General features: G+C 64.2%; 14 protein-coding genes. 1 reads left to right on the forward strand and 13 read right to left on the reverse strand.

From position 1 onward, the window contains the following. Positions 1–59: 59 nt before the first annotated feature. Positions 60–2138, reverse strand: coding sequence for a GmrSD restriction endonuclease domain-containing protein (locus tag PG2093B_RS06140; RefSeq protein WP_129897747.1), 2079 nt, complete (start codon positions 2136–2138; stop codon positions 60–62). Further along, positions 2128–2763, reverse strand: a complete 636-nt coding sequence (locus tag PG2093B_RS06145) for an isochorismatase family protein (RefSeq protein ID WP_129897748.1) — start codon at positions 2761–2763, stop codon at positions 2128–2130. The genes PG2093B_RS06140 and PG2093B_RS06145 overlap by 11 nt, the downstream gene beginning before the upstream one ends. A 133-nt stretch (positions 2764–2896) precedes the next feature. Between PG2093B_RS06145 and PG2093B_RS06150 the strand changes: the two genes are divergently transcribed. Then, complete coding sequence (locus PG2093B_RS06150) at positions 2897–3157, forward strand: hypothetical protein (protein WP_129851652.1); 261 nt, start codon at positions 2897–2899, stop codon at positions 3155–3157. 90 nt (positions 3158–3247) lie between these two features. Here PG2093B_RS06150 and acnA read toward each other — a convergent pair whose 3' ends face one another. From acnA to PG2093B_RS06205, 11 genes are all read right to left on the reverse strand, one after another. Then, a complete protein-coding gene (gene acnA / locus PG2093B_RS06155) occupies positions 3248–5950 on the reverse strand; it encodes an aconitate hydratase AcnA (protein ID WP_129897749.1) in 2703 nt (900 codons plus the stop codon). 61 nt (positions 5951–6011) lie between these two features. Further along, on the reverse strand, positions 6012–8534 hold the full coding sequence (locus PG2093B_RS06160) for an HAD-IC family P-type ATPase (RefSeq protein ID WP_101399449.1): 2523 nt from the start codon (positions 8532–8534) through the stop codon (positions 6012–6014). Positions 8535–8597: 63 nt separating this feature from the next. Then, complete coding sequence (locus tag PG2093B_RS06165) at positions 8598–9908, reverse strand: class I SAM-dependent RNA methyltransferase (RefSeq protein WP_129897750.1); 1311 nt, start codon at positions 9906–9908, stop codon at positions 8598–8600. A gap of 26 nt (positions 9909–9934) precedes the next feature. After that, complete coding sequence (locus PG2093B_RS06170) at positions 9935–10543, reverse strand: sugar ABC transporter substrate-binding protein (protein ID WP_207215002.1); 609 nt, start codon at positions 10541–10543, stop codon at positions 9935–9937. 4 nt (positions 10544–10547) lie between these two features. Next, on the reverse strand, positions 10548–11282 hold the full coding sequence (locus PG2093B_RS06175) for a DUF3159 domain-containing protein (RefSeq protein WP_129897751.1): 735 nt from the start codon (positions 11280–11282) through the stop codon (positions 10548–10550). Next, positions 11282–12139, reverse strand: coding sequence for a DUF3710 domain-containing protein (locus tag PG2093B_RS06180; protein WP_129897752.1), 858 nt, complete (start codon positions 12137–12139; stop codon positions 11282–11284). The genes PG2093B_RS06175 and PG2093B_RS06180 overlap by 1 nt, the downstream gene beginning before the upstream one ends. A 170-nt stretch (positions 12140–12309) precedes the next feature. Beyond that, on the reverse strand, positions 12310–13170 hold the full coding sequence (locus PG2093B_RS06185; RefSeq protein ID WP_129897753.1) for an exodeoxyribonuclease III: 861 nt from the start codon (positions 13168–13170) through the stop codon (positions 12310–12312). 118 nt (positions 13171–13288) lie between these two features. Further along, positions 13289–15307, reverse strand: a complete 2019-nt coding sequence (locus tag PG2093B_RS06190) for a dipeptide ABC transporter ATP-binding protein (RefSeq protein ID WP_129897754.1) — start codon at positions 15305–15307, stop codon at positions 13289–13291. A 19-nt stretch (positions 15308–15326) separates the two neighbouring features. Next, on the reverse strand, positions 15327–16280 hold the full coding sequence (locus PG2093B_RS06195) for an ABC transporter permease (RefSeq protein WP_101429902.1): 954 nt from the start codon (positions 16278–16280) through the stop codon (positions 15327–15329). 17 nt (positions 16281–16297) lie between these two features. Further along, positions 16298–17224, reverse strand: a complete 927-nt coding sequence (locus PG2093B_RS06200; RefSeq protein WP_129897755.1) for an ABC transporter permease — start codon at positions 17222–17224, stop codon at positions 16298–16300. A 219-nt stretch (positions 17225–17443) separates the two neighbouring features. Further along, positions 17444–19069, reverse strand: coding sequence for a peptide ABC transporter substrate-binding protein (locus PG2093B_RS06205; protein WP_129897756.1), 1626 nt, complete (start codon positions 19067–19069; stop codon positions 17444–17446). Positions 19070–19372 lie beyond the last annotated feature (303 nt).

Consider the following 19372-nt stretch of genomic DNA (forward strand, 5'->3'; position numbering starts at 1 on the left):
CCGCAACCGATGGGGCGGCCACCGATCACACGGTACCCGCCCCTCACGTTGGGCAAGCGTCACATCATCGCGCGGTACGCCTTCCAGATGTCGCTCAGCGCACGCCCATCGGATTCCCGCTTCCAGACGTTGAGGCTCGCCGTCGATCCGCCGATCTGGCGGGCGGCGGCCGTCGGCGTCGCGTATTCGGTGCCGTCCTCTCCTTGGAACCCGGTTTCAGTGACGGTGATAATCCACGTCTCATGCTTGCGCGGCCGGTTCCACACGAACCGGTCCCCCGGTTTGAGCAGCCCCGCGCGCACCACTTCGGCCACCGCCACACGCTTCGACGTGCGCTTGGACCGGTGCGCGACGCCCGGCGTGTGCGCCGCGGCAGCTGCCTGCTGTTCGGCGATTGCCACGTCACCGCGGTCGATGTGCCATGCCTGCGCGATGAGGTCGATGATCTGCCGCTGCCGCAACTCCAGATACTGCGGGGTGATCACCTCCAGATCGCGCAGCGCGCGCGTCAACGGGAACCGCCGCGAACTGGCGTCGCGCACCATGAGGTCGCGCCGCGCGACGAAGTCATCCACGCCGTTGAAATACCGCGGCGCCTTCTGCGTGAGCACGAAGTTGCCGATCCGCTGCGCCCAATAGTCGCATGTGCCGGCCGGCCAAGCGGCGAACTGCGAACCGGTGGGCACGCGTTCGGGGATGATCGGCACGGCGTTGAGGCTGCGCGGCCGTGTGATGCGCTCGCCGGCGAGCTGTTCGTTCGCACGGATGAGCAACAGCCGCCGCATGCCGGCGTCGATCGAAAGTTCGCCGCGCAGGTGCAGCATCGCGAGTCGCTGTTCGTCGGCGCTGACACTGAATCCGGCGATGCGTTGCAACGGCGACTGTTTCTTCAGGTCGCGCACAATCGTGGCCGCGCGCGTGCGCCGTTCGAGTTCCGACTTCCCGTTGAGGCAGTCGATGCCGGTCACGCGATCGAGCATCGTCAGGATCTGCATCAGGCGCTCGCCGTCGTGCAGCGAAACGCGCTGCGACGCATTGCGCTCGCCATGCGCGAAGACGACCGTGTCCGGGTCGTTCAGATTGTCGAGCGAATGGACGAGCGCCCACAATGCGACCGGCTTCCAGTCACTGTACGGGTAGTCGCCGAGCGCACAGAGCAGATCGACGACCGGGCGCGGCAGCAGGCTTTCGCTCGGCCGGTGCAGGATCTCGTCGCAGATCGCGTACGGGCGCAACACGTCGTCGATGAATTCGATGCATTGCCCTTTGCGGATGTATCCGTCGAGTACGTGGCCGGTGAAATCCGCGATCAGCGACTCGCAGATCGGCGTGCGCGTGAAGATGAGGTCGAGGTCGGCGAAGAACCGTTCGATACGCGCGTTCTCGTCGCCCATCGGTTCCATGATGTCGTCCCAATAGCGCGCGTAGACGGTGCGCGCGGCGCTCGAGATGCCCGAAACGACCTTCGCCTTGAACACGTCGGACGGCGTGAGCGGCATGCCACGCATGTTCATGACGTCGAAGATGCGGTACGCGCCCGAGATGTCGTCGGTCGTGACGATGACGAACATGACGTCATTGACGAGGTAGGCGGCGAACTGCCGGCGTTCGTCGTCGGCCATCGCGGCGAGCGTGTCGTATGCGCATTTCGTATTCATCTGGATGTTGCGCTGCGCCTGCGTGGCGATGTCCGTGTCGCGCAGGTCGAACAGCGCCTCGAGATCACCGTGCTGCACGTATTCGCGGAAGAACTCCTCGTCCTGCTCGCGCAGCCTGAGGCGCGGCTCGGTCTCGATGCCGCGCAGTTTGTCGCCCGCTTCGGTGAGCAGTCCGGCGAGGCTCGCGTGCAGTTGCGGGTCCTCTTCGAGCGTGAGCAGCACCGCGAAGATGATCGACAGCGACACCAGCCGCTGCTGCCCGTCGATCACCTGATGCATGCCGTGCTCGTCGCGCACGAGGATGAGCGAACCCAGGAAATACGGCCCGTCGTGCACGGCGCACGCGTCCATGACGTCTTCGATGAGTTGCTTCATCTGCACGTTGTGCCAGCTGTACGAACGCTGAAACGCCGGAATCGCGAACCGGTAGTCGGCGGTGAACACTTTGGACAGCGGTTTTTCGCTTGCGCTAATCGACATACTCATCCCCCTCGATGATCGTGATCCCAGCCTGCCGCATCCGTTCGATGGCAGCCTTGCCCAACTCCTCGCTCACCGGCACGCTCAGGTCGGTGTACACGCGCACATCGTAGCCGCGCGATGCCGCATCGAGCGCGGTGTCGCGCACACAATGCGACAACGCGATGCCCACGATGTCGACGCGTGCGACGCCTGCTCCGGTGAGCAGCGCGTCGAGCGTGCGGCCCGCGGCGAGCGCCTCGGCCACATCTTCGCGCGTGGGGATGGCCTCGCCGTTGTCTTCGACGCCTTCGAACCCGGAGTACGCGGCGCTGTACTGCCCCTTCTTGATGTGGTGCGGCACGCCAAGCGACTCGACCGCCGGGTGCAGGCGCGCATTCGGCGTGCCGGCCGCGCCGTGCACCGGCCACGTGTCGACGAAATCCGGGTGGTCGGACCAATGCTCCCCCGGTTCGACATGCCAGTCCTGCGTCGTCGCGATGAGCGTATACCGGCTGCGGTTGCGCTCGGCGAACCCATGGATGCGCTCGGCTACCGCGTTGCCGCCCTCAACGGCGAGCTCGCCGCCCTCCGTGAACGTTGGCTGTACATCGACGATGATCAGTGCTGTGTTGTTCGTGCCCACGTGCACATTCTATAGCACGTGGCGCAATGCATGCCGCGTGCGTGCCGAACCCGCGCCGCATGGCCTTATAATGGCGTCAGTGCTTGCCAACGATGGCATCACCTGAGGAAAGAGCAACTAAGGAGCGTGGACCATGACCGGACTATATGCGAGCCTGTTCACCATCATCATCGTCGCCATCAGCATCTGGGTGCTGTATTACGTGATCCGTGCCGCCGTGCGCGCGGGCATTATCGACGCCGAGCGCGAGATGGGCAGGATCAAGACGCCCGTCACGAAGGACGACAAGCTGCAGGAACAGCGTGAGGCGCTCCAGGAGGAACGCGTGCGTGCGATTGTGGCCGACGAGCAGCGCAAGCAGGCGGCGAAGGCCGCCAAGGAGCAGGGCAAGTAAGCTCAAGGCTCACCACATATACCAAGGGGGGAGGGCCCATCCACAGTCGTGTGGATGGGCCCTCCCCCTTGCGCTCTGGCCTGCTTAGCGTCACTCGCTCATCAGATTGCGCAGCACGTACTGCAGGATGCCACCATTGCGGTAATAGTCGGCTTCGCCAGGCGTGTCGATGCGCACCACGGCTTCGAACTCGGTCTTCGAGCCGTCCTTGTGCGTCGCCTCGACGTGCACGGTCTTCGGCGTCACGCCCTGATTGAGCGCGTCGATCCCGGTGATTGAGTAGACCTCGGTGCCGTTCAGGCCAAGCGATTCCGCCGATTCGCCTTCGGGGAACTGCAACGGCAGCACGCCCATGCCGATGAGGTTGGAACGGTGGATGCGCTCGAAGCTTTCGACGATGACGGCCTTGACACCGAGCATCGCGGTACCCTTCGCCGCCCAGTCGCGCGAGGAGCCGGTGCCGTATTCCTTGCCGCCGATGACGACGAGCGGCGTGCCGTTCGCGATGTAGTCGCGTGAGGCCTCGTAGATCGTCGTCGGCTTCATCGCCAGGAAGTCGTAGGTGTAGCCACCCGGCTTGATCTCCTCGCCCACCGACGCGAGCAGCATGTTGCGCAGGCGGATGTTGCCGAACGTGCCGCGTACCATGACTTCGTGGTTGCCACGGCGCGAACCATACGAATTGAAGTTCTTCGGCTGCACGCCATGCTCCACAAGGTATTCGCCCGCGGGGCTCGTCGCCTTGAACGCGCCGGCCGGCGAGATGTGATCGGTCGTGACCGAGTCGCCGAGGAACGCGAGCACGCGTGCGTCGCGGATGTCCTCGACCGGGGCCGGCTCGGCGCCCATGCCGTCGAAGAACGTCTGCTTGCGCACATACGTCGACTCCGGATCCCATGCGAACAGTTCGCCTTCGGGCACGTCAAGGCCCTTCCAGCGCGCGTCGCCTTCGAACACCGAAGCGTAGTCGTTGAGGAACATCTCACGGCTCACATTGCCGCTCACCACCTGCTCGACCTCGTCGTTCGTGGGCCAGATGTCCTTGAGGTACACCGGCTTGCCTTCCGGGTCGGTGCCCAGCGGCTCCGTCTCGAAGTCGAAGTCCATCGTGCCGGCGAGCGCGTAGGCGATGACGAGCGGCGGTGAGGCGAGGTAGTTCATCTTGACGTCCGGGCTGATGCGGCCTTCGAAGTTGCGGTTGCCCGACAGCACTGCCGTCACCGTGAGGTCGTTCGCGTTGATCGCTTCGGAGATCTCCGGCAGCAGCGGCCCGGAGTTGCCGATGCACGTGGCGCAGCCGAAGCCGACGAGCTGGTAGCCGAGGCGGTCGAGGTCCTCCTGCAGGCCAGCCTGCTTCAAGTAGTCGGCCACGACCTGCGATCCCGGGGCGAGCGAGGTCTTGACCCATGGCTTGGGCTTGAGGCCCTTCGCCACGGCATTGCGCGCGATGAGGCCGGCCGCGATCATGACCGAGGGGTTCGAGGTGTTGGTGCACGAGGTGATCGAGGCGATTGCCACGTCGCCGTTCTGGATGTCGAAATCGCCACGGAAATCGGTCGAGACGTGCACGGGGTTGCCGTTCGTCTTCTCGGTCACATAGCCGGGCAGTGTCTCTTCGAACGTCGTCTTCGCATGGTTGAGCTCGATGCGGTCCTGCGGGCGCTTCGGGCCGGCGATCGACGGCACGACCGTCGACAGGTCGAGCTCGAGGTATTCGGAGTACTGCGGCTCCACATACTGCGGGTCGTTGACGTCGTGCCACAGCTTGTTCGCCTTCGCATACGCCTCGACGAGCGCCACCTGCTCGTCGGAACGGCCGGTCAGGCGCAGGTAGTCGAGCGTGACGTTATCAATCGGGAAGATGCCGCACGTCGAGCCGAACTCCGGGCTCATGTTGCCGATCGTCGCGCGGTTGGCGAGCGGGACGGACGCGATGCCTTCGCCGTAGAACTCGACGAACTTGCCGACGACGCCGTGCTGGCGCAGCATGTCGGTGATGGTGAGCACCACATCGGTCGCCGTGACGCCTTCGGGGATCGCCCCCTTGAGCTTGAAGCCGACGACGCGCGGCACGAGCATCGAGATCGGCTGGCCGAGCATGGCGGCCTCGGCTTCGATGCCGCCGACGCCCCAGCCGAGCACACCGAGGCCGTTGACGGTCGTGGTGTGCGAGTCGGTGCCGACGCACGAATCGAGGTACGCGAGCGTCTTGCCGTCGGCGGCGGCCTTGCGCATGACGACCTGGGCGAGGTATTCGATGTTGACCTGGTGGATGATGCCGGTTCCTGGCGGCACCACGCGGAAGTTCTCGAAGGCCTGCTGGCCCCAGCGCAGGAACTGGTAGCGTTCGCCGTTGCGCTCGTATTCGATGTCCATGTTGATCTGCACGGCGTCATCCACACCGTAGGCGTCGATCTGCACGGAATGGTCGATGATCATGTCGGACTGCACCTGCGGGTTGATCACCTCGGGGTTGCCGCCGAGCTCCTTGACGGCGTCGCGCATCGTGGCCAGGTCGACGACGCACGGCACGCCGGTGAAGTCCTGCATGACGACGCGCGACGGCGTGAACTGGATCTCATGGCTTGGATCGGCTGCAGGGTCCCAATCGAGCAGCGTCTTCACGTGCTCGTCGGTGATGTTGGCGCCGTCCTCGTTGCGCACAAGGTTCTCGACGAGCACCTTGAGCGAATAAGGAAGGTGGTCAATGCCCTCAAGGTCGGCGATGCTGTAGTAGTCGTACGACTGCTCCCCGACGTTGAGGACGTCCAGCTGGTCGTCGCGCATGGACATGGGTTTCCTCCGAACGTGTTGTGGAACTGGTGATTGGCTCACACGATACCGTGTGCATGTTTCAGCGCTTCGATATGCGCTTGTATTGTGAGATGACCGAACGCATGGTCACGGGCAGGAACTTGGGGAACAGCCACACACTGAGCGCGAAGAGCAGCGTGGCGATCACGATCTGCACACCAAGCGCGAGCAGGCCCTTGCCGCCCGGCAGCTGGAATGCGAAGAAATGCGCAACGAACGGGATGCACATGCCGATCACACCCGCCGCCGCGAACGCCGCGACGAGCCAGCCGCGCCACGAGTTGAGTGGCGTCGCCACGCGCGCGAGCACGTAGATGCCCATCACGAAGAGCACCGTGGCGCACATCGACCGCCACAGCAGCTGGTACTGCGCCGAGCCGTCGACGTTCCACCCCATGAGCTTCGGCACGAACCATGCGGACAGCAGCACCGAGAGCGCCGTCGCGATGCCGCACGGCACCGAGAACGCGAAGACGCGGCGCAGGAACCCGGGAATGTAGCGGCGCGTGTTCGGCGCGAGCGCGAGCAGGAACGCCGGGGCGCCGATCGTCAACGCGCCGATGTAGCTGATGTGCCGCGGCAGATACGGGAACGGGATCATGCTGAGCACGACACCGAACGAGATCAGCGCCGAGTAGACGGTCTTCGTCAGGAACAGGCTCGCGACGCGCTCCATGTTCGCCATGACCTGGCGTCCGCGCGCCACGACGTCGGGCAGATGCGAGAATTTCGAGTCGACGAGCACGACTTCGGCCACCGCTTTCGTCGCCGGCGCCGCGTTGCCCATCGCGATGCCCAGATCGGCCTCCTTGATCGCGAGCGCATCATTGACGCCGTCGCCGGTCATCGCCACCACGTGCTTCTGCGTGTGCAGCGCCTGTACAATCGCCTTCTTCTGTTCGGGCAGCACGCGACCGAGCACGTCGACGTTCTCGAGCACGCGCGCCAGCCCATCGACGTCCTGCGGCAGTTCGCGCGCATCCATGGCCACCGGCTTACGGTCGCCGGTGAGCTTGACCTTACCGGCGATTGCGCCGACCGTCACCGGGTTGTCGCCGGAGATGACGCGGCAGCGCACGCCCTGTTCACGGAACCACGCGAGCGTCGGCTCCGCGTCGTCACGGATATGCTCGGAGCACAGCACGATCGCCACGGGCTGCGCGCCCGCCTCGAGCTTCGGGTCGGTCTCGAAATCGGCGGGGACTTCGCCGGCGGCGTGCGCGATGAGCAGCACGCGCATGCCGTTGTTCGCGTAGTCGTTGACTTGCTTGAGCACGTCCGGGTACTGGTTCGCGAATCCGGCGAGCAGCACTTCCGGCGCGCCCATGTACCACACGCCGCCCTGGCCCGCTTCGGGCTCGTCGTGGAACGCGACCGCGCTCCATTTGCGCGCGCTCGAGAACGGCACGCGTTCGAGCTGCGCGCTGCCGGTGAATCCCTGCTTGCCGAGCCCCGCGAGCACGGCACGGCCGGTGCCGTTCGGGCTTTCCTCGTTCGCCAGGTCGTAGAGCGCCTGCATCGCCTGCTGCTTGCTGGCGCAGGCAGGCAGTGCGATGAAGTCGTCGTAGACGATGCCGCCGTCGGTGATCGTGCCGGTCTTGTCGAGGTTGAGGCAGTCGACGCGCGCGAGCGTCTCCACCGAGTCGAGGTCCTGCACAAGCGTGTTCTTGCGCGCGAGCCTGATCGCCGCGAGCGCGAAGTTGAGCGAGGTGAGCAGCACGAGGCCTTCCGGCACCATGCCCACCACGCCGGCGACCGACGAGACGACCGCCTGCCGCCATGCGCCGCTCGCGATGGCCGCGGACCAGCCGCCGACGGTCTTCATCTGTGTGAGGATGAGCAGGATGCACAGCGGCACCACGAGGAACGTCATGAACTTGAGGATCGTGTTGATGCCCTTGTTGAGGTCGGAGACGTTCTTCTTGTACACCTTCGCCTGCGCGGTGAGTGTGGCGGCGTAGCTGTGCGCGCCGACCGCGGTCACGTGTACGAGCGCCATGCCGGACACTGCGGTCGAGCCGGAGTAGACGGTGTCGCCCTCCTTCTTGCGCACGGTGCGCGATTCGCCGGTGATCATCGACTCGTCGAGTTCGAGCCCCCACGTCTGCACGATCGTGGCGTCCGCGGGCACCTGCTCCCCCGACCGCAGCCACATGAAGTCGCCGAGCACAATGTCGTTGTGCGAAACCTCCACGTCGTTGCCGTCGCGGCGCACGAGGTAATCAGAGGCGACGAGGATCGACAGTTTGTCGAGCGTGTACTTTGCGCGCAGCTCGGTGACGATGCCGATGCCCGTGTTGATGATGATGACGAACCCGAAGACGGCGTCCTTCCATGACCCGGCGATGAGCACCATGACCATGGCGGTGAGGATGATGCCGTTGAACAGCGTGAACACGTTCGCACGCACGATGTCGGCAAGTGAGCGCGACGTCGACGATGTGACGGCGTTCGTCTGTCCACGTTCGATGCGGTCCTCGACTTGCGCCGCCGTCAATCCCCGCTCGGACACATCCGGCATCTTCGGTTGCACGGCCGTTGCCGCATTCGTCGTTTCGCTCATGCGCGCCAGTCTACTCGACCGTGTGCACCCGCCGTTGTATGCTCCGCCAGCCAGTGGCTGCGCTCACTTCGTGAAGACGGCGACCGTCTCCACATGGTGCGTCATCGGGTAGATGTCGAACGCGGCGATCGAATGGAGCGCATATCCATGCTGGGTGAGCGTCGCCGTGTCACGCGCGAGCGACGCCGGGTCGCACGCGATGTACACGACGATCGGCGCGCCGGAGTTCGCGATCTTCGTGCACACCTTCGCCTTCGCGCCCGCGCGCGGCGGGTCGAGGACGACGATGTCGGGGTGCGCGCGCTGCGGATCGATGTCTTTCTCGAGCGTCTTGAGCACGTCGCCGCACAACGCCTGCACCGTGTGGATGCCCGCGCTCTTGAGGTTCCTGCGGGCGTTCGCGACCGCCGTCTTCGCGCCTTCGACGCTGACGAGCTTCGCATGCTCGTCGATCAGGGTCGCGAGCGGCAGCGTGAACAGGCCGGATCCCGCATACAGGTCCCAGATCACCAGATTGCGGCCGTTGCGGGGCGCGCGGCCGCCAAGGACTTCGCGGATCTGGTCGATGACGTACTGCGGCAGCACCTGCGGTGCCTCGCGGTGCATCTGCCAGAAGCCGGCGGCGTCCACCGTGTAGTCGAAGGCGTGGCCGTCCACCGTGATCCGCTCGGTCAGGCTGCGGCTGCCGTGGCGCACCTTGCCGTCGACGATGATGGCGTAGTTCCTGCCGATGGCACGGCGCAGCGCAGCCCCATCCGCGATGTCCGCGGCGTCCACGCGCGGCTCGGGAACGGCGATGCGCACCTGCGCGTTGGCGGGTAGCGCGCCGCCCCACACGTCGTTCATCGCGGCCGCTTCGAGCACGGCGCGCGTCGCGAGCGGCATCGTGTCGATCGGCACGCGTACGTGGCTGCCACGGCGGTGCATCGACGGCCGTCCCTCATCGTCGGTGATCATCTCGATGCGCGTGCGCCAGTGCAGCCCCTGTGCGTCTTCGTCGCCGGGCATGGCGTAGACGGGGATCTCGTCGAGCTCCACATGGCCGAGCCGGCGCATCACGTCCATGACCGCGGCTTCCTTCCACCGTTCCTGACCTTCGAGCGACACATGGATGAGGTCGGCGCCACCGACGCCGCCGCCCATCGCGAGCGGTCCGGCGAGCGGCCAGCTCGGCGTCACACGGTCCGGGCTCGCCTCGAGCACCTCGACGACTTCGCCGGTCCAGAACCGGTCGCTCCTGTCGGTCGGCTCGTCGAGCACGATCCTCACGCGCTCGCCCGGCAGTGCGAACCGCACAAAGACGACGCGCCCGTCGATGTGTGCGACGCACCTGCCCTGATCCGCGTATCGTTCGATCTGTACCGTGGCTTCCATACCCGTTCCTGTCTGTTGTCGTGTGTCTATTCGGTGGCGGTGATCGTCGTAACCATCATCTCGCGGTCGTGCGGCTCGTCGCGGATCACCGTGTCGGCGGCCTTGGCGAGCGGCACCGCATCCATCATGCGGTCGTTGACGCGGAACACCGCGGCATACAGCAGTGGGTCGTGGGGCTCGCCCTCCGGATTGAGCAACACGACCGGAATGCCGCTTTCACGCGCCTTGCCGAGCGTCTGGCTCCACGCGCCCTCTTCCCCCTCGGTGAAATCACTGATCATGATGAGGTTGACGCGTCGTGCCACCGCGTCGAGCACCGCTTGGCGCGCCGTGGCGCCCGGGTCGTCGAGGCCTGCCGTGGCCGTGTAGACGACGTCGAAGTCATCGTCCGCATCCAGCGCATTCACTGCAAGTGTGTCCGCATTGGATGCGTGCGGCGATCCGATCAGCGCGATCGTCGTGCGTGCACCCGGCACGTTGTCATGCGCCGGCGCCTGCTCCTGCTGTGTGTCGCCGACGGCTGCGCCGCGCGGTGTGCATGCGGCGAGGCCGAATACGGCGAGCGCGCAGCACACGCCCACCGCCAGCTTGAGAAGGATTCCGTTGCCCATGGTGTATCTTGTGCCTTTGCTCATGTGCTCATTGCGCGCTGTTCGACGCGTGGGGATGTTCTGCAATCTCTTCGAGCTGCGCGCGTTCACGCATCTTGTGGCGGTGCATCGGCGTCGCCACAATCAGATAGGTGACCCAGATGGCCAGTGCCCAGAACGGCAGGCCCATCAGCAGGCGTGCGGTGCCGAGCCAGCCCACGTGGTTCGTCATGTACAGCGGCACCTGCACCACGAGGCGCAATGCGAACACACCGAGCCACAGCCACGTGGCGATCGTGTAGGCCTTCACGAGCCCTTTGTCGGAACGCCAGCCGTCGAGCCACTGTCTGAAGTGTTCAGTGGGCAGCGAGCGGATGAATTCGATGAGGAACCCGAGCGCCGGCACATGCACGGCGAGCGAGACGAGCAACAGCACGATGTAGGCGGCGTTCGTGAGGAACCCGTACATGTAGTAATCGCGCGCCTCACCGGTACGCCATGCCCAGATCAGACAGATCGCGACCGCCGCCAAGCCACTGAGCGCACCCATGACCGATTGGCGTTGGCACAGCCGCACCACTACCTGCAGCACGGCGAGCGCCGCGGACATGATGATCGTGAGCTGCAGATTCGACGTGACGACGAACATGACGACGAAGAGGAAGCCCGGCAGCATGGATTCCACCACGCCGCGCGGGCCGCCGATGGCCGTGATGACCGAGAAATCGTCGTCGCCGGCCTGTGCGAGCGCGCCGAGTCCGGTGCGTTTGCGGTCGTTGCCCATCAACGCAGTTCCGAGAACATCGGTCCGCGCGACAGTGTCGTCTTCGTCTCCGTCTCTTGGTCGGAGTTGAACGGACCTTCCGGCTTGCTAGGCAGCTGTGCGCCCTCGCCGTCCTGCTGTGCGGCGTCACGCTCGCGGCGCTCGTTCGGTGTGAGCGGCGGTGCCATCGGGATCAGATCGCGCGGGGCGAGCGGCTCCTCGCCGCGGTCCACGACGATGTCGGAGAAGAAGCGGTTGAGGATCTCCGCTTCCGGCGACTTGGGGTCCTCGGCCGCGGGGCCCGAGAAGATGCCGCGCAGCATCCAACGCGGGCCGTCCACACCCACGATGCGCGTGGTGTGCACCTTGCCGTTGTCGAGCTTGACGGGCAGTTCGATCTCGGCTCCGAAAATGCCGGGCACTTCCTTGGCGTTGGCGTTGCCTTCGAGCAGGTCCTCGCGCACGTCGTCCCACAGGCCGAGCGTCTTCGGCGCGGCGAACGCCTCAAGCTCAAGGCTCGACCGCCCGATCGTCACCGTCGCGCCGAGCAGCGTGTTGTCCGCACGGCTCGCCTTGATGCGCAGCTGGATGCCACGCACGAACGGGATGTAGAACGCGCCGAGCGACATGTATTCGTCGAAATCAGGGGCGTTGTCCTCGTCGATGTCCCACGGGCCGTACTCTTCGCCGCGGCCCTCGTATGTCATGCTCGTCTCTTCGGGGATCTGCCCCGTCATGCGCTCGCCAGCCGCGGCATCATCGCCCTGCTGAGATTCGTTGTCGATCCGGACGTCTTCCTTCGCCATGTCTTCGGTCTGCGAGGCGATGGCCTCGGCCTCACGGTTTTTCTTCTTCTTGCCGAACCCGAACAGTCCCATATATCCTCATTTCGTTGCGGGCCGCCGGCGGCGCGCATGGCCACCGGCAGCCCATTGGCAATAGTCAATCACTACTTCCAGTTCAGTATAGGGCGCATGAGTGATTGCATGGAACGCCGCGCCCGGTTACTGCACCAAACATCCATGGCCTGCATGCGCGGTCTTGTGCGTCAGACGTCGTACGTGATGGTCAGCGGCGCATGGTCGGACCACCGCTTGAACCATTCCTCGGCGCGGTCCACACGGAATCCCCGTGCGGTGAGCGCAAGCTCGGGCGTGGCGAACTGGTAGTCGAGGCGCCAGCCGGCGTCGTTGTCGAAGGCACGGCCGCGCTGGCTCCACCACGTATACGGCCCTTGGATGTCGCCGGCAAGGTCGCGCATCACGTCCACATACTCCATTTGTCCGATCCAGCGGTCCATGTAGGCGCGCTCCTCGGGCAGGAAGCCGTGCGTGGTGATGTTGGCCTTCGCGTTCTTCAGGTCGATCGGCGTGTGCGCGATGTTGAAGTCGCCGCAGATCACCGCCTGGTTGCCGCCGGACGCCGCGATGTCCTGCAGTTCACGCATGCGTTCGGTCATCGCGTCAAGGAAGCGGTATTTCTGCACTTCCTTGATGTCGTCACCGTCGCCGCCCGCGTGCACATACACGCACACCACGGTGATCTCGTACCCCTGCGGAGTGTGCACGTCGGCCTCCACCCAGCGCCCCGAGTCCACGTCTTCGTCAAGCCCCGGCAACCCGATGCGCGTGCGTTCCACGGGGCGGTCGGTGACAAGGCCCACACCCGCGCGCCCCTTGATCCGGCACACGTCGTCCACGGCGGCCAGGTCGTCGGGCGTGGCGATGCGCCCCTGCTCCACATAGGTCGCGCCGAAGTCCTGGAACATCGCGTCAAGGATCTCCTGCGGCGCACGCGTCTCCTGCATGCACCAGATGTCGGGCGTGTTGCGGGCGAGCCATTTGCTCACCCCTTTGCGTTTGGCGGCGCGGATGCCGTTGAGGTTCGCGGTGGTGATTGTGAGTGTCATGCTTTAGAGCCTACCAGTGCGCCGGATCCACCACTCCCGTTCATGCGTGGTGAACGCACTGACAATGGTGGGCGGGTCTCGTGGAAGGTCGTCCTTCCACGAGACCCGCCCCTTCCCATCAGTCCAGATTGAGGCCGAGCTCGAGCTTGCCGCCCGGGATCGCGTCGAGCAGGTCGCGTGTGTACTGCTGCTGCGGGTGCAGGAATACCTCGTCGGTGGTGCCGTGTTCCACGAGCTTGCCATGCTGCATAACGACCACATCGTCGGCGATCTGGCGCACGACCGCGAGGTCGTGCGTGATGAACAGGTAGCTCAGGCCGTTCTTGGCCTGCAGATCGTTGAGCAGATGGAGCACCTGGTCCTGCACAAGCACGTCGAGTGCAGACACGGCCTCATCGCAGACGATGACATCCGGATTGAGCGCCATCGCGCGCGCGATCGCGATGCGCTGGCGCTGTCCGCCCGAAAGCTCGTTCGGGTAGCGCCGCATGACCGACTCCGGCAGCTCCACAAGGTCGAGCAACTCACGCACACGCGCGGCACGGCTCTTCTTGTCACCGATCTTGTGGATGCGCAGCGGCTCCTCGATGGAACGGAAGATCGAATACATCGGGTCGAGCGAACCGTAGGGGTTCTGGAACACCGGCTGCACATGGCGGCGGAAGTCAAGCAGGCTCTTGCCCTTGAACTGTGCGATGTCGCTGCCGTTGTACGTGACGGTGCCGCTTGTGGGCTCAAGCAGCTTGAGCACCATGTTCGACACAGTGGACTTACCGGAACCGGATTCGCCCACAATCGCCAGCGTGGTGCCGCGCTTGACCTTGAAACTCACGTCGTCGACGGCCTTGAACATGTCTTTGGTGCGCGGGAGCTTGAACTCGCGGGTCAGGTGGCTCACCTCGATGATCGTGTCCGCCGTCTCGAGCGACTGCTCATTGACCTTGTGCTCCATGATCGCGGAAGCGTCCTGGCCATGCTCCTCGACCGACACGATGCGCTGCGAGGCGAGCGAAGGCGCCGCGGCCACCAGGCGCTTCGTGTACGGGTGCTGCGGGTGCTGCAGTACCTCAAGCGACGGGCCGGACTCCACTACCTGCCCCTTGTACATGACCACGATGTGCTGGGCGCGTTCGGCCGCCAGACCCAGATCATGGGTGATGAACAGCACGGCGGTACCCAACGAATCGGTCAGGTCCTGCAGATGGTCGAGGATCTTCTTCTGCACCGTCACGTCGAGCGCGCTCGTCGGCTCGTCGGCGATGAGCAGTTCCGGCCGGCAGGCCAGACCGATCGCGATCAGCGCGCGCTGGCGCATGCCGCCGGAGAACTCGTGCGGATACTGGCGTGCGCGCGTGGCGGCATCGGGCAGGCCGGCCTCATCGAGCAGGCCGGCGATGCGGTCCTCCATCGACGAGCCGGTGACGTATTTCTTGGCGATGTACCATGCGTCGTCATCCTTGACGCCGGCCTTGATCAGGTCGTCGGCCACGCGCCAGCGGGTTTCGGAGCCCGGCACCCATTCGGAGCGGAAGTACCCCATCTTCTTCGTGAACGCGTCGCCTTCCACGCCAATGCCCACAAGCGCCTGTTCGGCGGCTTCGAGCAGTTCCGGCAGCTCCTTGGAACCGAGGAACGTCTCGTCGCCTTCGCTCTTGATCTCGATGTCCGCGTTGGCGAGCGCCTTGGCCAGATCGGAGCGCTTTTCGTGCGAGACGTCCATGTTGTTGGCCACAAGCGCCTCTTTGACCTGCGTGCCGATGCGCCACACCGGATTGAGGTTGCTCATCGGGTCCTGCGGCACAAGGCCCATCTTGGAGCCGCGCACGTTCACGAACTCTTTTTGCGTGTAGTGCGAGATCTCGGTGCCGTTGAGCTTGATGGAGCCGCCCACGACCTTACCGGTGCCCGGCAGCAGGCCCAGGCACGCCATGGCGGACGTGGATTTGCCGGAGCCGGATTCGCCCACGATGGCCACCCACTGGCCCGGGTAGACGCTGAACGAGGAGTCGCGCACCGCATGCACGGCGCGGCCGTCGTCGGTCGTGAAGTCCACCTGCAGGTCCTTGACCTCGAGAAGCGGCCCTTCGGCGCGCTGCAGCTGGTCGAGTTTATCGTCGATATTCGTTTGCTCACTCATTTGCTTAACCTCGCGAAGCTCACGCCGTACGGCTCTTGGGATCAAGGGCGTCCTTGACGGCATCGCCCATCATGATGAACGCCAACACGGTGACCGCCAATGCCACGGACGGGTAGAACAGCACCATCGGGTCGGTGCGCAGAATCGACTGCGCGTTCGAGATGTCGCCGCCCCAGCTGACCGTCGTCGATGGCAGACCGATGCCAAGGAAGCTCAGTGTGGCTTCGGAGACGATGTACGAACCGAGCGACGTGGTGGCGATGACGATGATCGGCGCAAGCGAGTTGGGCAGGATATGGCGGAACAGGTTGCGCATCGGGGTGGAGCCCAGTGCGGTGGACGCCGTGTTGAATTCGAGGTTCTTCGACGAAAGCACGGCGCCGCGGGCGATGCGCGCGGTGGAGACCCAGCCGAAGAGCGCGAGCACGAGCACGACCTTCCAGATCGAGGTGACGGTGCGGAACATCTGCAGCACCACGATCGCGCCGAGCAGCATCGGGATGGCCATGAAGATGTCGACGATGCGGCTGAGCACCGCGTCGATCCAGCCGCCGCAGAAACCGGCGATGGCGCCGATGAGCGTGCCGACCGCCACGACGATGAGGGTGGAGAGAATGCCGACGCTCAGCGATGTGCGTGTGCCGTAGATGACACGCGCGTACACGTCACAGCCCTGCATGTCGAATCCGAAGGGGTGCCCCGGGCGTGCGGGCTCAAGCGAATCGTCGAGCGTGCAGTAGTTCGGGTCGGTCTTGGTGAAGACGCCCGGGAAGAGCGCCACGAAGATGATGAACACGATGAGGATCGCCGAGATGATGAACAGCGGGTTCCTGCGCAGCGTGCGCCACGCGTCGGACCACATGCTTGTGGCCGGTGCGGATTCGTCGACCGTGTCCACCGTCTGCAGCGGCGTCTCTTCGAGCGGGGCGACGTAACGCTCCTGCCCCGGAAGCGTTGTATTGATGTCTGTCATGTGCAATACCCCTTTACTCACGCGTACCTGATGCGCGGATCAAGTGCCGCATACAGCATGTCGACAAGCAGGTTGCACACCACGAACACGAGCGTGAGCAGTGTGACGACCGAGACGACCATGTTGGCTTCGCCCTTGAGGATGCTCTGGTAGGTCAGGAAACCGATGCCGTGGATGTTGAAGATCTGTTCGGTGATCATGGCGCCGCCCATCAGCGCGCCAAGGTCCTGGCCCAGATAGGTGACGACCGGGATCATCGAATTGCGCAGAATGTGGCGGAAGATGACCGAACGGTTGCTCATGCCCTTGGCGCGCGCCGTGCGCACATAGTCGAGCGAGACGTTCGACGAGACCTCGGAACGGGCCAGGCGGATGATGTAGGCCATCGAGACCGATCCCAGCACCATCGCCGGCATCAGCAGGTCGAAGAAGCCCGGGTTCGAGCCCGCCGTGACCGGCAGGATGCTCCATTTGACGCCTAGGAAATACTGGCCCAGGAAGCCGGTGACGAATGTCGGCACCGAGATGAGCAGCAGCGAGACGATCAGGATCACCGAGTCATACCACTTGCCCTTCTTGAGGCCCGAGATGACACCAAACACACATCCGAAGATGGCTTCGAAGCAGAATGCCATGAGCGCGAGCTTGATCGTCACGGGGAACGCGCGACTGATCTCGTCGATGACCGGCTGCCCGGAGAAGGTGTTGCCGAAGTCGAGTGTGAAGGCGTTCTTCAGGAACAGCAGATACTGCACCAGGAATGGCTTGTCCAAATTGTATTCCGCGCGGATCTGGGCGGCGACGGATTCATTGACAGGCTTGTCTCCGAACATCGCCTTGACCGGATCGCCCGGCAACGCGAAGACCAGCGCATACACCAACAGTGTCGTACCAAGAACCACAGGGATCATCTGCAGAATGCGTCGCAGAAGATATTTGCCCATCGGTTTCTCCTTATTCCTCTTGACCCCGTTCGGCCACGGCGGCGTGCGCGGTCGGCGCGGCTGCCGTCCATGGGGTCCACAAGTACCCAGCAAGTCTACCGCATGCGCTGACTTAGCGTTCAGCTCATGCATCAATCATCACAAAGGCCCCGCAATCATTGACGATTGCGGGGCCTTGCCATGGAACGGTTTGTTCAGCGTTTCACTGCGAGCGCCGTCTCACTTGGAGAGGTTCTCGTAGATTGGCTGGTTCTGCCAGTCCATCTCGAAGTTCTTGATGCCCTTGGCGGCCACGCCGTTGGCGTTCGAGTAGTACAGCGGAATCGCAGGGAGCTGCTCGAGCAGGATCTCCTCGGCCTGCTGGTACAGCTTGTTCTGCTCATCGGCGCTCGGCGAGGACGCCGCCTTGGAGAGCAGCTCGTCGACTTCGGCGTTCTTGTAGTCGCCGTCGTTGGAACCGTGGCCATCGGCCGCGTCCGAATCGTACAGCTGGTACAGGTAGTTCTCCGGCGACGGGTAATCCGGCTGCCAACCGGTGCGGAACGCGCCTTCGATCTTGCGCTGCGAGACGGCGTCGCGGAACTCCTGGAAGGTCGGCATGGGGTTGGTGGCCACATCGATGCCAAGGGTGTTCTTCACGGAGTTGACGATGGCGTCGTAGATCGGCTTCGCGCCGCCGTCGGCGTTGAACGAGAAGGTGAGCTTGCCGTCATACTTGGAGATGGCGTCGGCCTTCGCCCACAGTTCCTTGGCCTTCGACTCGTTGTACTTGAGGTTGTCGGAGCCCTTGAGGTCATCGGAATACCCCGGGATCACAGGCGCGATGAAGTCGGTGGCCGGCGTGCCCACGCCATTGAGCACCTTGGAGACGATGTTCTCACGGTTGATGGCCATGGAGAGGGCCTGACGGCGCAGCTGGCCTTCCTCGGTGCTGGTCTCCCAGTGCTTGAGGCCCGCGGGGATGGTGAAGGTCTGGATCACGGAACCGGCCTTGTTGTAGGCCTCGACCTTGGAATCGGATTCGAAGGTCTTGGTGGCGGAAGCGGGGACGGTGTCCATCACGTCGAGGTTGCCCGCCTGCACGTCGGCATAGGCGGCATCGGTGTCGGTGTAGATCTTGAAGGTGACGCCGTCGTTCTTCGGCTTATCCTCACCCTTGTAATCGCCGTTCTTGGTGAGCACGATCTGGGAATTGTGGTCCCACTTGTCGAGCTTGTACATGCCGTTGCCCACCGGCTTTTCGCCGAAGGCCTTCGGATCCTTGTAGAAGGACTCCGGCAGCGGGGCGAACGCCAGGTAGCCGACCATGATCGGGAACACCGAGTTCGGGGAGTTCAGATCGACGGTGAAGGTCTTGTCGTCCTGCACCTTGAGGCCCTCGAGCTGCTCGTCGCCCTTGAGCGAATCGGCGTCCTGCAGCTTGTCGTAGCCCTTGATGGAGCTGAAGAACGACGAGCACTTCTGCGCGTTCTTCGCGTTGGCCGTGTAGCTCCACGACTTGGTGAAGGACTCGGCGGTCACCGGGGTGCCGTCCGTGAACTTCCATCCGTCCTTGAGCTTGATGGTGTACTGGGTGGCGTCCTTGTTCGGCTCGATCGAGTCGGCCACTTCCATCTTGGTCTCGCCCTTGGAGTCGTAACGCACCAGGTTCGCGAACAGCAGCTGGCCCACCTTGCCGCCGCCGGTCTCGTTGGTGTCTCCCGGGATGAGCGCGTTCTGCGGCTCGGAGTTGAACGCCGTGATGACGTTGCCCGCCGAGGCAGTAGAGCCGGATCCGCCACAGCCACTGAGCAGCATGCCGAGCGTACATACGCCGGCAGCGATCGCCATGACCTTCTTCTTCATGTTGTACTCCTGTCCTTGAGGAATGCGGATGGTGTATCCACCAAAGCAATGGGGTTGAACGCGCGCATACGCATATGCGCTCCGTCAACCCCGTTGCTGCATAGCTCACCATTGTGCCACACGGGTATGGCGCGCAGATTTCAACAACGTTTGCAAAACCATGAGCAAAAGAGGTGCTTCTTCACACAACACTCACTGTCATTCCACAACATCATACGAGGTACTGCACGCTATTTACCGGGATTTACGAGGTCGCCGCACACGCCAATATGTCCCGAAAACGATTGCATCCGTCTTCGAGCG

The organism is Bifidobacterium pseudolongum subsp. globosum, assembly GCF_004155535.1.
Lineage (GTDB): Bacteria > Actinomycetota > Actinomycetes > Actinomycetales > Bifidobacteriaceae > Bifidobacterium > Bifidobacterium pseudolongum_C.